The sequence below is a fragment of the Fictibacillus sp. WQ 8-8 genome (assembly GCF_024494405.1).
GTDB classification, from domain to species: domain Bacteria; phylum Bacillota; class Bacilli; order Bacillales; family Fictibacillaceae; genus Fictibacillus_C; species Fictibacillus_C marinisediminis.
On the sequence record NZ_JAMXKG010000010.1, the window covers coordinates 33,238 to 46,759 of the forward strand.

At 39.4% G+C, this 13,522-nt stretch carries 11 protein-coding genes and 1 pseudogene; 2 read left to right on the forward strand and 10 right to left on the reverse strand.

The window, feature by feature from the left end:
• Positions 1–299: 299 nt before the first annotated feature.
• The 8 genes and pseudogenes from M1K46_RS19465 to M1K46_RS19500 form a co-directional block, all read right to left on the reverse strand.
• Positions 300–753: pseudogene (locus M1K46_RS19465) on the reverse strand (transposase); the annotation flags it as partial.
• Positions 754–1,245: 492 nt separating this feature from the next.
• A complete protein-coding gene (locus M1K46_RS19470) occupies positions 1,246–2,454 on the reverse strand; it encodes an aminotransferase A (protein WP_256227340.1) in 1,209 nt (402 codons plus the stop codon).
• Positions 2,455–2,473: 19 nt separating this feature from the next.
• A complete protein-coding gene (locus M1K46_RS19475; RefSeq protein WP_256227341.1) occupies positions 2,474–3,145 on the reverse strand; it encodes a GntR family transcriptional regulator in 672 nt (223 codons plus the stop codon).
• Positions 3,146–3,200: 55 nt separating this feature from the next.
• Complete coding sequence (locus M1K46_RS19480) at positions 3,201–3,908, reverse strand: ABC transporter ATP-binding protein (RefSeq protein WP_256227342.1); 708 nt, start codon at positions 3,906–3,908, stop codon at positions 3,201–3,203.
• Positions 3,901–4,674, reverse strand: a complete 774-nt coding sequence (locus M1K46_RS19485; protein ID WP_256227343.1) for an ABC transporter ATP-binding protein — start codon at positions 4,672–4,674, stop codon at positions 3,901–3,903. Before M1K46_RS19485 ends, M1K46_RS19480 begins: the two co-directional genes overlap by 8 nt.
• On the reverse strand, positions 4,649–5,656 hold the full coding sequence (locus M1K46_RS19490; RefSeq protein WP_091007497.1) for a branched-chain amino acid ABC transporter permease: 1,008 nt from the start codon (positions 5,654–5,656) through the stop codon (positions 4,649–4,651). The genes M1K46_RS19485 and M1K46_RS19490 overlap by 26 nt, the downstream gene beginning before the upstream one ends.
• Positions 5,653–6,525, reverse strand: coding sequence for a branched-chain amino acid ABC transporter permease (locus M1K46_RS19495; protein ID WP_062234730.1), 873 nt, complete (start codon positions 6,523–6,525; stop codon positions 5,653–5,655). The genes M1K46_RS19490 and M1K46_RS19495 overlap by 4 nt, the downstream gene beginning before the upstream one ends.
• 22 nt (positions 6,526–6,547) lie before the next feature.
• Positions 6,548–7,732, reverse strand: coding sequence for an ABC transporter substrate-binding protein (locus M1K46_RS19500; RefSeq protein ID WP_256227344.1), 1,185 nt, complete (start codon positions 7,730–7,732; stop codon positions 6,548–6,550).
• A gap of 147 nt (positions 7,733–7,879) precedes the next feature.
• On the opposite strand from M1K46_RS19500, the gene M1K46_RS19505 reads away from it, so the two are divergent.
• Both M1K46_RS19505 and M1K46_RS19510 read left to right on the forward strand, forming a co-directional pair.
• On the forward strand, positions 7,880–9,271 hold the full coding sequence (locus M1K46_RS19505) for an FAD-binding oxidoreductase (RefSeq protein ID WP_256227345.1): 1,392 nt from the start codon (positions 7,880–7,882) through the stop codon (positions 9,269–9,271).
• 732 nt (positions 9,272–10,003) lie between these two features.
• Positions 10,004–10,336: a hypothetical protein gene (locus tag M1K46_RS19510; protein ID WP_256227346.1), complete on the forward strand. Its 333-nt coding sequence runs from the start codon at positions 10,004–10,006 to the stop codon at positions 10,334–10,336.
• A 580-nt stretch (positions 10,337–10,916) separates the two neighbouring features.
• On the opposite strand, the gene M1K46_RS19515 is transcribed toward M1K46_RS19510, so the two are convergent.
• Together M1K46_RS19515 and M1K46_RS19520 are read right to left on the reverse strand one after the other, a co-directional pair.
• Positions 10,917–11,312, reverse strand: coding sequence for a hypothetical protein (locus M1K46_RS19515; protein ID WP_256227347.1), 396 nt, complete (start codon positions 11,310–11,312; stop codon positions 10,917–10,919).
• The gene (locus tag M1K46_RS19520; protein ID WP_256227348.1) at positions 11,275–12,075 is read right to left on the reverse strand and encodes a ParA family protein; all 801 of its coding nucleotides are present in this window, start codon (positions 12,073–12,075) and stop codon (positions 11,275–11,277) included. Before M1K46_RS19520 ends, M1K46_RS19515 begins: the two co-directional genes overlap by 38 nt.
• Between the last annotated feature and the right edge of the window lie 1,447 nt (positions 12,076–13,522).

The window sequence follows — 13,522 nt, forward strand, 5'->3', positions numbered from 1 at the left end:
CATTAAGGTTTTAATAGATAAAATGAGATGTTGATTTTGTGTATGGGTTTTGGAATGGGATTTCTACCAAAAATGAGTCTCTCCACAGTCTCTTTTAACTCGTCTCAAAAAAGACCGTTTATGGTACCAGTTTTAGGATAGCGCTGAATTATTTTGTTCCGCAATACCAGCTAATAGAAGGTCAATAGATAAGACTAAATAGCTGAAAAAGACATGTTACAATAAAAATGAACATACTAAATAAGCTTCAAAGGCGGGACTTGAAGTAATTGTTATAAAAGTATTTTATTAGATGATATTTATACCTTGAAAGCCTCTTCACGGTTTAGTGATGCATAAATCCAATGGATGAGCTTGTTTGCGCAAGCAATGATAGCCACTTTATGTGGTTTACCTTCTTCGCGCTTTTTATCGTAATAAGCTCTTAGTTTTGGATTTCGATTCTTGGTTATTCCACATTGCACAGCTGTATAGAGGACTTGTCGAAGGCGTGAAGATCCTCTTTTTGTGATTTTGTTGATGGTTGCCTTAAACTTACCTGACTCAAAAACGCTTGGGTCAATTCCTGCGTAGGCAACCAACTTCTTTGGGTGATTGAACTGATCGATTTCCGGAGATGATTGTGGCCGCAATCTTTCCACCAATACCTGGGATTGATCGGATAATCTCATATTCCTCAAATTCTTCTGCTAGGGCATCTATCTCTTCAATTAGTTGGGATAGATGCCTTTGGTATTGAAGAAGAATTTGAATCACTGACTGAACGCAGGGTCCGGAGGCAAAGGCAAAAACCGTAAAGGATAACCCACTAGCATTTACTTGTGTTAACTCTTCTAGGGTGAACGCACGTCGCGAGTTAGTCGAAGGTCCTCAGACGGAACGATAAATGTGCGAACCCACGGATATCAGTATGCCTATCGGAGTTGATGCTTCGTGCCGTGCGCTTATTCTTCCTTTCAGCCCTCCCAAGATCTGTTCCCACAGCGGGAGCTCGTCAAGAAAACCACTTGACCATCTCCCGCTGAGAAGCTAAGGATAAGGGGTTGATAAAGGAAATAGTGAGCCCTACTTGGTGACCCCGGAAAAGGAGCAAAAACGCTACTTCTATTAAAGATGCGCAAAAAGGAAAATTTCAACCGAATTTGCGCTTTGAGTTGACAGTTTTGTTCATATCAGTAAATAACTGTAGTCCTAATGTAATCGCGGAGCTGTTTCATCTTTAATCAAAACAGCTCCTATGGTTTGCTATTCGATACGGTTTATAGGAACTAGCCCTTTCGGAATATTAACCCTATTGATTTTTTTATTCTTAACAAACCTTTCTATCCTATTTAATCCTTCTTCTAATTGTTGAAGAGAATTAGCAAAAGAGATTCGGATGAAACCTTCTCCGGAAGGTGTAAATGCATCACCAGGCACCACCCCCACTCCCTCAGATCGAAGCAGCTGCATGGCGAAATCAAACGATTTCATGTTCCACTTTTTAATAGAAGGAAAGAGGTAAAAGGCACCGTCTGGTTTAACGACATCAAACCCCATATTGACCAGCCGCTCATACATGTAATCTCTCCGCTTTTTGTATTCCTTTCTCATTTCCAATGGATCATTCGTTCCATTAGTTAACGCTTCAATGGCAGCGTATTGACTGATAGAACTAGCACAAACGGAATTATACATATGAACTTTCAACATTTCCTCCGCCAGGTACGAGGGTGCACAGACGTAGCCGATTCGCCAACCGGTCATGGAATGAGATTTGGATATACCGTTCACTACAATGGTTTTGGCACGTAAACTAGAATACGAAGCAATGGAATGATGGCTTCCGTCATAAACCAGTTCGCTGTAGATTTCATCTGAAATGACAAAAATTTCTTTATCGATAAGAAGCCGCGCGATCTTTTCGAGCTCTCCCTCACCTATTAATTTCCCTGTGGGGTTTGATGGATAGGTTAACACGATACCACGGGTTTTCTTTGTCACATGTTTTTCTATCATCTCTGCAGTCAGTAAAAATCCGTTTTTACTCGTATCTACATAAACGGGAACGGCTCCACAAAGTTCGATTAACGGCTCATATCCTGGATAAGTCGGTGCAGGCAAGATAACTTCACAGCCTTCTTCTAGTATGGTACGGAAAGCCGTATCGATCGCCTCACTCGCTCCATTCGTTATAATGATCTCGTTTTCAGGATTGTAGGCTAGCCTGTACTTATCATACATAATATTACTTACGGCTGTTCTCAGCTCAAGCAATCCGGCGTTCATTGTATAATCTGTTTTATTTTCGATAATGGCTGATATTCCTATGTTCTTAATATGGTCTGGTGTATGAAAGTCTGGCTGTCCAAGCGTTAAATTAATGGCTTCGGGGTAATCCACTAACATGTTCGAAAATTTTCGTATACCTGTGACCTCTAACTTTTTTACCCTTTTATTCACCAGATGTTTCATGCCGAACCTCCAACTTAACTCAGTGTAAAGAGGAAGCTTGATACCCTCTTATCCTGTTTTCAACGTTCTGGATATGTGTTTTCATCGCTCTACCCGCTTCCTCTGGATTTCCTTTTTGAAGAGCCTTTAAAATGGATACATGTTCTTCGTATGCCGTTTTGGAACCATACTCCAATGTCTTTGACAGTATTAGATACCGGCGATGGAGGTTATTGTTCAGTTGTTCAATAAATTGCTGGAGTTTTTGATTTGGATTCAGCTTCGCTAATGAAAGGTGAAATTCGGCATCTAGCTGAATAAATTGGTACAAATCGTTATCTTCAATGGCTTTTTTCTGTTCTTCCACCAATTCAACAAGCTCGCTCATCTTCTCCTCCGAGATTGGTATTCTCACAATCTGTTCAACATTGAAGGGCTCCAACAGCACACGCAGCTGCAGAAAGTTTTCGATATCATTGGGGGTGTACTCCGCCACTCGAGCGATCTTTCCGGAGCGCAAATCCACTAAACCTTCATATGATAGTTTTTCAATGGCTTTTTTTAAAGGAGTCCTGCTAATACCTAACATCGAAGCGATCGCTTCCTCGGGTAAATGTTCACCTGGAGAAAACCTCCCTTCGATGATGGCCTGCTTGATTTCACGATATGCCTGTTCTGCCAATGTTTCTGATTGAGTTAATTTTTTCAGCATATTGTCTCACTCCTGTCCTTCCCTGCTTATCGTCAGTCGACTTCAACACTTGTAATTACCCTGCACCTAGATAAACCTCTTTGATTTTCTCTAATTCGTTATCATTCATTTCTTGGGATTCATAAACCATTCTTCCCATATCCATGACATAAAGCCGATCAATTACATTTAAAGCTGCCACAGCATTTTGCTCCACCAATAATATCGTAGTTCCGTCTTGTGCAATTTTCTTTACCGCGTTAAATACGGATCTGACAATGATAGGAGCTAAGCCCATCGACGGTTCATCTAGGATCAACAAGGTGGGTTTTGTCACGAGTGCTCGCGCGATCGCCAGCATCTGCTGCTCTCCCCCGCTTAACGTTCCACCGAGTTGATTCCATCTTTCCTTAAGCTTAGGAAATAACGCTAAGGCATAATCCAGCTGTTCTTGTGGGTTGACTCTTTTTTTTACATTGTCTAACCCGACGTAAAGATTCTCAGCCACTGTCATCTTAGAGAAAATGTTCCTGCCCTGAGGAACATGGGCGATCCCAAAATTGAGGAGTTTAGATGGCGGGACTTGCGTTAAGTTTTTCCCCTGATAGTTTATCGTTCCGGCACGTGTTTTTATTAAATTGGAAAGGGTTTTTAATAAGGTGGTTTTACCCACCCCATTAGCTCCTAAAATCCCCACGATTTCCCCTGAGTTTACATTCAAGCTAACACCCTGTAACACAGTAATATCGCCATAACCGCTCCGTAATCCTTGGATCTCAAGCATGGTCTTCCCCTCCTAAATAAGCCCGAATGACCAACTCATCTTCAGAAATCTCCTTCGGTGTGCCATCTGCAATTTTTTGTCCGTGGTCGAGCACGATGATTCGATCAGCTAATGACATAATGACCTTCATATTGTGTTCAACGAGAACAACAGAGACACCACGATTTCGAATGGAGAGAATAAGTTCGCATAATTGGTCGGATTCTTGCGGACTAAATCCTGCGCCCGGTTCATCGAGCAAAAGAACCTTCGGGCGAGTCATAAGAGCCCTCGCAATCTCAACCCTTCTTCTCTCCTCCAAGGAAAGGGCACTTATTTCTTCCTGCGCTTTATGCCCAATCCCCAGCAGCTGCAGAAGTTCCATTGCTTTATTGGTGATTTGCTGTTCCGTTTTTCTCCATCGAACGGTCCTACCCAAAACGTCAAGTAATCCCCGTTTCGTATATAAATGTCCTCCGATTAATAAATTTTCGATCACTGTCAATTCGTTGAGAAGACGAATGGTTTGAAAGCTGCGGCCGATCCCCATTTTCACCATTTGCCAGGCGTCCTTCTTGGAAACATATCCGTTATCTATTTGGATCTGCCCCGCCGATGGCCGCTGTAGGCCAGTCAATACATTCAACAATGTGGACTTTCCTGCTCCGTTGGGACCGATAATTCCTAGAATCTCACCCGTTTTTACGTCCACATCCACTTCTTTAACCGCCCAGAGTCCACCAAATTTTACAGATACCTGTTCAGCTTTGACTAAAATCTTGCTCATCCAATTCCCTCCTACGGTCCTTTAACTTTAGTTGGGACGCAATACCCCTTTTTCTCAATTTCTTACTGATAAAGGGATAGATTCCTTCTGGAAGGAAAACGATAACAGTTACAAGAATCGCTCCGTATATGATGAGGCGAAGTTCGTTTAAAGCCCTCAGAGATTCACTAAGAACGGTCAATACCCCTGCTCCCACTAATGGACCAAACAACGTACCTGGCCCCCCGAGAATGGCCGTCGTGATAATGGTAATGGATTGGTTTAAATCAAACGTTTCCGGACTGATAAACGTCATGAATCCCGCATAAAGACCGCCTGCTATCCCAGCAATCCCTCCACTTAAGGAAAACGCCATGAGTTTATAACCGTAAACATTGATCCCGCTCACTTGTGCAGATATTTCATCGTGCCGAATACATTTCCACGCTCTCCCGATGGCTGAATTAACCACGAGATGAACCATTAACACAACCACCATTAAACAAAAAAGGGAAAACCCTAAAAAGTAGTTCTCATACTGTAATGAAATACCGAACAACTCCGGTGGAGCTATTCCTCTTATTCCGTTGGGTCCACCCGTTAACGATGTCCAGTTGTTAAAAATCACATTGACAATAATTCCAAAACCAAGTGTTGCTATCCCCAGGAAGTGCCCTTTAAGCTGCGTGGTAGGCAATCCTAGAATTAACCCGGTAAGACTTGTCAAAATGAAAGCAGCTAACAAGGCCAGCCAAAAGGACCAGTGCCATTGTGTGGTCAAAAGGCCGACCGTGTAAGCACCTATGCCATAAAACCCAGCTTGTCCGAGTGAGACCTGACCTGTATAACCGACCAGAAGGTTCACACTTACCGCTAGCATGGCCGCAATGACTGCAAAAACCGCTACGCGCAAAATATAAAGGTTTTGCAAATACAGGCTAGATATGATACAGATCATTCCTACAAGAATACACGTCCAAAACAGGATCCGGTTTCGATTCATACCTTCTCCCCCTGCACTTTGGTAAGAATCCCTTGAGGTTTTAAAATTAGGACTACAAATAAAACCGTAAACACGATGGCATCCTGAAAACCGGTCGAAATGTAGCCCCCGGCAAAGCTCTCAATCAGCCCTACAATAACTCCTCCGGCGATCGCACCTGAGACATTTCCCATCCCTCCAAGAACCACTACCACGAATGCCTTTAAAGTAAGGGAAATTCCCATGGTGGGATACACATTATAAACAGGAGCAAGCAATGCGCCGGCGATGCCCGTCAACGCCACTCCCAATATGAAGGTCATGAAGGATATTCGTTTCGTTGGGACCCCATAAAGTGTCGCTGTATCAGGATCAAGAGAAGCGGCTTGAACGGAACGCCCGAATTTTGTATGTTTTAACAATAGGAACGTTGCCAAACACAGAATAAAGCTAATAACCACAATTAACACCCGCTGCTGCGAAATAAAGATGCCTCCCAGGTTAAAGCTTTCTCCAGATAAAGGGCTTTTTACGACCTGAGGGTTAGGGGAGAATAGATATTGAGCAAGATTGACCAGGAAAAGGGAAACCCCTAATGAACTAAGCATCATATTAATATGATTGCTTTGCCGCAGTGGATAAAACGCTAAAAGATGTACGAGTAGTCCTATGATTCCTGCCACTGCAAAACCGATGATTACGGCCAGCGGATAGGACACACCTTCTTGAACAAGGAAAAAAGCGCTAAATCCTCCAATCATCGCAAATTCCCCTTGTGCAAAATTGGCTAAGCCCATCACTCCATAAATCAATGTTAATCCCAAAGCAACCAGTGAATACAAGGCTCCTAAAACGAGCCCATTAACAAGAGTCTGCGCAAATTCAACCATCCTTGCCTCCTGTAAAAGTAATTTATTCTGGACGGAAAATAACCGTTTGTGCACCATCTTTGATTTGTGCCATCCAAACTTTTGTGGTGGCTTGTCCGTCTTCCTGGAACGAAATGCTTCCCATGACACCCTGATAATTACTGATGGAGTGAAGTGCGTCATTCACTTTTTTGTTATCTAATGTCTTTGCCTTTTTAACTCCTTCTGCATACAGGTTTACCGCATCATAAGTTGCAGCGGAATAATAAGCATCGGGTTTGTCACCAAATTTGGTTTTATAAGCATTTACAAACGTCTCAATCTTTTTGTCCCCTTTAATGGGCGTGAAATACTCGGTATGAATCATACCGTCTGCCGCTTTTCCGGCTAACTTAATAGGCGCCGCTCCACTAAAACCACCAAAGCTATACCATTGTGTTTTCATACCCAAATCCTGGGCCTGTTTTAAAACAAGAGCACCTTCGGCGACAAGTCCACTGATGACAATCCCGTCTGGTTTCTTGCCCTTAATTTTTGTCAATTGGTCGTTAAATTCCTTTTGTCCAACGTTGTAATATTCAACGTTAACGATTTCCCCGCCACCTTTTTCAAAGAATCTTTTAAAATCTTCAGACAGCCCTCTTCCGTAATCTGTATTTTCAGCAATGATTGCCAGCTTTTTATGCGGCTGTTTCTTTAATATGTAGTCTACGAACATCTTGGCCTGTATGGAGTTGTTGGCTACGTTTCGGTAGACGTTGGTATAGTCTGATTCTGTTATGGAGTTTGCAACCGCCACAGGGACAAAACTAGGAATGTCTTGTTTGGAGGTAATTCCGATATCCGTTAAGGTATCCGAACTCTTCAGGGTTCCAATCCATGCATTGATGCGATCCTCTGTCACTAACCGTTGGGTCACCTTTACGGATTCACTTGGATTGGCCTGATCATCCTGGATAATGAGCTTTATTTTTTTCCCCATAATGCCGCCCTTCTTATTAATCTCATCCACTGCTAACTTGGCCCCATTTTCCATTTGTTTCCCGTACAATGCTCCGCCGCCAGAAAGCTGTGAAACGAAGCCAATTTTAATCTCCTCTTTTGAACCGGATGATTTACTCGATGATGCTTGATCCGCACCTTTTGGTGGAGCACAGGCATTGAGTAAACTCAATACTAAGATTGCTGTTCCACACATTCCAACCTTTTTCAATCGCCATTTGTTCAAGTTCATTCCTCCTCATCCATTTTAAGTTCTGTATACCAAATCCTGTATACAGAAAATTATATAGTGTGCTACTATAGGTGTAAACAGAATTTTCAGTATATTCACAAATTTACTTTTGCGCATCAATCCACTAAAGGAGGGCTGGGAATGATTCTTGCTGAGGAGCTAACCAAGATCCTTTCTTCTGATCAAGTTACACAGAACCTGACGATTCTTCAACAACATAGCCAAGATGAGTCCTTCCATGAACCGCATCTTCCTGATGTTGTCGTTTTTCCCAAAAGTGCCAACGACGTTAGCCGCATACTATCGTTTGCAAATGAACACAGAATTCCTGTTGTTCCATTTGGAGCAGGGTCTGGACTGGAAGGGCACGCCATCCCCGTTCAGGGAGGAATCACCCTGGATTTTGCTTTAATGAATCGAATCTTAGAGATTTATCCTTCTGATTTTTGTGTGAAAGTACAACCGGGAGTGACCCAGTTGCAGTTAAATAAAGAACTGAAAAAATATGGCTTATTCTTTTCTGTAGATCCTGGAGCTGATGCAACCTTAGGAGGAATGGCTGCCACAAACGCGAGCGGTACAACGGCCGTACGCTATGGGATCATGCGTGACCAGGTACGAGATCTAGAGGTTGTTTTAGCGGATGGGCGTACAATTCATACTGGAGGCCAAGCTGTAAAATCTTCGTCTGGTTACAATTTGAATGGGCTGTTTACAGGATCAGAGGGAACGTTAGGCGTATTTACGGAACTAACATTGAAAGTTTATGGTATTCCAGAATGTGTGATGGCGGCCAGAGCCGCCTTTCCTACTGTAAAACAAGCCCTAAATACTGCAACCTCCATATTAACTGCTGGCATTCCCATTGCTAAAATGGAATTGGTCGATTCACGCTCCATCTTACAGATGAATCGATTTCAAGAGACAGACTATCCAGTCATGCCCACTCTTTTCTTAGAATTTCATGGTAACGACAACGGATTAGAGCAGGAAACAGCGTTTACCAGACTTATAGCGGAAGAACAGGCATGTGTGGATTTTATTTACGAGTCAGACTCTAAAGAAAGAAAAAAACTGTGGGAGGCACGACATCACCTATCCTATGCATTTCGGCATGGATCTCCTGGGAAGCATATTGAAGGAACGGATGTCTGTGTTCCTCTCTCATGCCTTGCAGATTCCATTGAACATGCCAGAAAGAAAATGGAAGAGGCCGATATAGATGGTGCAGTTATTGGCCACATTGGCGATGGAAATTACCATACGCTTCTAGTTATCGATCCTGATGAACCCAATGATAGGAAGAAAGCACATGAGATCAACAAGGCTATCGTAGAATTTGCCTTACAACATGGAGGCACATGTACAGGGGAACACGGTGTAGGTCTAGGAAAAATAAGGTATCAGCGGGCAGAGCATGGAAATGCTCTTGATGTAATGATGGACCTAAAGAGATTACTAGATCCAAACCATATCTTAAATCCAGGAAAACTCTTTCCAATGAAATCCCCTTCTTCCATAAATATTAATTGAACAGAAGAGAGAGTTCATGTCGTTATTTTCTTTCCAAAACGAAATGTTATCACTCACAAAGCAGCTAGTTAAGTACAACGTATATTCCATATCATGCAATTGTTGATTTGCTTTTTTCATTATAAAACACATCTCTTTACTTAATGTGTAAAGAGATGTGTTTATCAGTACATTGCTTTTCCTACATTTAAGATTCATTCAGGAAGACAATTGAGACCCTTATATATTAAGGAAAAAAACACATGCGTATTTGCGCATGTGTTTTCACTTCCGTATTCGATTGTGTATATATTGATACTTGTTAAAGCGCATGTATTTACACAGTTAAAAACAAAAACGAATACACTTGTAAAAATATAAACACAATTTTAAACCTGAGCTGGAAATTATCAAGCTTAAATTCTTTTACTTTATTGTTGTCAGCCATAATAGAAAATTTTCTTATTGGCAATAGCCTTTACACAATATTGAATAGATTTATAAGGCTACTATTAACAATTAACCATTCAATCTATTTGTTGATATATTTATAATAAACCTTGCAGCAGGCTTCCTTTTACACAAATGTTTGCACTTGTGTTTAAACCGACCCGTTAATAACAATTGTGTAAATATTTTTGTAAAGTATATGTATATAAAGCATTTTGCGTTATAAAAGCATGCTGTTGTTGCATATAGTACATCCAAACATTTTGATCTTATCTAAATCTGGAGCAAAAGAGGGGAATACCGATGCGAAGAAGTGCCGAAATGGTATTGGGGCTTATTGGTAGTAGTATTGGAACAATTATTTATTTGATGGTTTTTATTACTATTGCAATCAAGCCCCCTATTGATTATCTTTTTACAATTGGGGTCTTTATTATGCTATTGCTTCAAGTCATTGCATTAGTTTTAAGCTGTTTAGTAAATAAAATAAATCACATTGCATATGGCATCTCCATAATAGTGATAGGGGTTCTAACTTTAATATTTTTTTTCGAAAATGTATATATATTAGTCGGCACAGCTATCCTTTATATTGTTGCTGGAGCAATTGCGTGTTTCAGATCAAAACTAGGGTAGAATATGCAGATGGTTACTGCAGGGGCCTGACAAAGTACATGTCCAAGTTTGGAAATGCAATCTACTGAAAGTAACAGGCATCCGCTGGCTACTTTTATGACTTATTGGACAGCACTCTTTTTTTATACTGATACACTTGTGTTTTTAGTGTTCAAGTAAAAAACACTAGAACTTATCTTTAAGTCATTCAGTTATATATGTTATAGTCTTAGGCTGTTAGAAAAGATCATATAAAATGTTTTACATTTTTGGAATCATCACAACAAACATATTCAAATACATTTACGGCCTTATACTTATATATAAAACCAATTATAATTTTGCTTCCGTTTATGTTTGTTTATATGATTCCGTTTCCAAAAATGCATATGCTTTTATTTACGTATATGATTCGCCTATATTATGTATTATACAGAAATTTCATTTCAACTTCCTAATACAAGGAAAGCGGTAATGATTGTGAGAAATCATTAACTATTGGTAATAAAATCACTTACGGTACTTTAATGTGTAAATATATATATTCAATTGATAAAATCACTAAATGCTTTCAAGAAAAAAACCACCTCAATAGGTGGTTTTACAATTGCTGCTGCATTTCCTTTTCTAGTTTTTGAAAATAATCAATTAATGCTTGGTTAATGATTCGCGTTTTTTCGCCGCGTTCACCAGCTATCTTATTAAATGCTTTTAAGATATCATCTCGGATCCAATAGGTGGATTTCGTATGGGTATCTTCAAATTTCACTCGTTTGGGTTTATTAGCCGCAGCAAGCTTATCAGCAAGTTCAGAAATATTTACAGTTTCAGCTGAAACCGTTTCTTTGTTTGGTACGACACTTTCAGTTTCGCTTGCGTTGGTGGAAGTGTTTTCGTTTCCGAAAAGAGCAAGATGAGCGTTTTTACTTACTTCGCCCTTACTTGTTTCTTGATCTTTATCATTTAGTAGTGCGTTGAACCGGTCTTTTTTGGACACGCTCTTTCAACTCCTTCACAAAATCAATGTATTGTTTCAATGCTTCATTGTCTTTTTTTGTATGGGTTTGAATACCCTCAATCGTATATTCTTTAATTTTGCTTCGACGGCGAATGACAGCATCGAATACGAGGTCTTCATAATCACTTTTTGTTTTCTCTAAAATTGAAAGATCTATCGTTGCCCTAGCATCTAACATACACGTTAGGATTCCAGCTAACTTTAAATCTTTGTTTGTATATTCTTTAACTCCTTGTAAAAACTCTAAATACCGCTCTAGGGCATCATAACAAAATGGTTCAGACTGCAGCAGGACCACTGCATAGTCGCTTGCCGTCACACCATTTACTGTATGGTCTCCCAAGTTGGGCGGCATATCAATAATGACATAATCGTATTCATCTTTAACCACGGCAATTGTATCCTTAAGAAGTTCATTTACGTTTTTTCCTGTCGGTGCATACTCCCTGTATAGGTACTGCGGTAGCGTGGAAAGGTAGTCTTCTGCAGGAAGCACATGCAAGTTAGGTGTAACTTCATATATGTACGGTATTGGATTTTTGTCTTTCAATGCTTGTAACACCGTTTTCTCCGTAAAATCATAAATATTTCGTTGTGTAAGAAAACTCGTTAAATTACCTTGAGAATCAAAATCTATAGCCAGGACCTTTGCATCCTTACTAAGTAAATAACTTGTGATTGCTGCAGTTGTGGTTTTACCTACCCCACCTTTTTGAATGCCAAAACTAATTGTAATTGCCACCACGTTCCCTCCTTTCTATTTCTATTCGATCATACATCTACAATTCCTTCTACACAAGCGTAAATGATTGTGTATCCACTTGTAGTTAATTATAACACAAGCGTTTACTTGTTGTTTATGGAAGTTTGTTTAATTGAATATATAGATTAACACTCAAAAAACGTTATATATAATTAATTAACATTTTTATATACGCAAACATATACGTAAATAAAAACGCTTGTGTATTTGTATCTATAGTTAAACTAAAAGATCATGTGAAATAAGTACTGGGAAAAGGACAACTATTATTATGAATTGTCTGATCGCCTTTGATAATATGATGAGCTCAATAATATATCTATCAAGAGGATCCGTTTACTATAAATGAGAGGAATTCAACATGTATATCAGTGAAAAACAGGATTACATTTCATCTACTTAGTTTACGCTTATGTTTACGCAAGCACAAATAACTGCAGATAATCGAATCTAAAATTCAACCTTTGATGATAGGTTTATCGTCCTCGATTATGATCTTAAGTCTGATGTAGAGCGTTCACATTGACTAATAAGCATTTTCATAGCATCATTTTATAATTTTTTATAATACTAAACATTACTTCACCCTATAAATATAAAAAAGTGTATTCCTTTTATAAAAAAAATTGAAAACAAAAACGTTTGTAAATACACAACCATAAACACATGTATTTTTTAAGATAACAGGAATATCCCTAGGACACTCATAATGTGTCCTAAGGATATTGAGTAAATCACGTACGTATCCTTTACTAAAGGAAGCGTTGAAATTATGTAATCATAAAATTATAAGTCTATTTATTGTATATTTGTACTTGTTTATACTTTCGTAAACACTTGTGTTTACAAATTAAGTGAGACTCTATTTTATTAAGATTCCAAGTCCTGGTTTATTTCTTTTTAGATGGAATGCTGTGTTTTTTACCATGATCCAATATCTTTTTTGCGAGCTTAGCAGCCTCTTTATCACTCATTTTTATTTTAGACACTTACAAGCACCTCCATAGCTAATCCTTCTTCTAACAACAGGATGGACAACATTTCAAAGTTTCATACCAAAAAAGTCTAGGAATATAAAAAGACACACACAATGAGGATGTGTCCTAAACATATTATAAAGGATGGATTACAAAATGAGGGAAGGGACCATAAAGAAGCGGTAGAATGTAAGTAATACTCTCATTCAAAAACAAATACACATCCGTTTTCGGATGTGTATTTGTTTTTGTAAATATATTTGCAATAATAAACGGCCCTCTTTGTTTGTCATCCTCGAAAGAGGCTCATAATACTCTCCCTCGTATACTATAGTTCAATTGACTAAAAGAGCTATTGTAGTGATACAAACAAGCGCTCATTAACCTGATTAAACAAAATAACTCATTGAAACAAACTAAAGACTCAAATTATTTTCTCCTATTTCAAT

Coding starts and splice junctions, on each gene's coding strand:
- M1K46_RS19480 (WP_256227342.1), bottom strand. CDS start 3,908: ATGCTTGAGATCCAAGGATTACGGAGCGGTTATGGCGATATTACTGTG.
- M1K46_RS19505 (WP_256227345.1), top strand. CDS start 7,880: ATGATTCTTGCTGAGGAGCTAACCAAGATCCTTTCTTCTGATCAAGTT.
- M1K46_RS19475 (WP_256227341.1), bottom strand. CDS start 3,145: ATGCTGAAAAAATTAACTCAATCAGAAACATTGGCAGAACAGGCATAT.
- M1K46_RS19510 (WP_256227346.1), top strand. CDS start 10,004: ATGCGAAGAAGTGCCGAAATGGTATTGGGGCTTATTGGTAGTAGTATT.
- M1K46_RS19490 (WP_091007497.1), bottom strand. CDS start 5,656: ATGAATCGAAACCGGATCCTGTTTTGGACGTGTATTCTTGTAGGAATG.
- M1K46_RS19470 (WP_256227340.1), bottom strand. CDS start 2,454: ATGAAACATCTGGTGAATAAAAGGGTAAAAAAGTTAGAGGTCACAGGT.
- M1K46_RS19495 (WP_062234730.1), bottom strand. CDS start 6,525: ATGGTTGAATTTGCGCAGACTCTTGTTAATGGGCTCGTTTTAGGAGCC.
- M1K46_RS19485 (WP_256227343.1), bottom strand. CDS start 4,674: ATGAGCAAGATTTTAGTCAAAGCTGAACAGGTATCTGTAAAATTTGGT.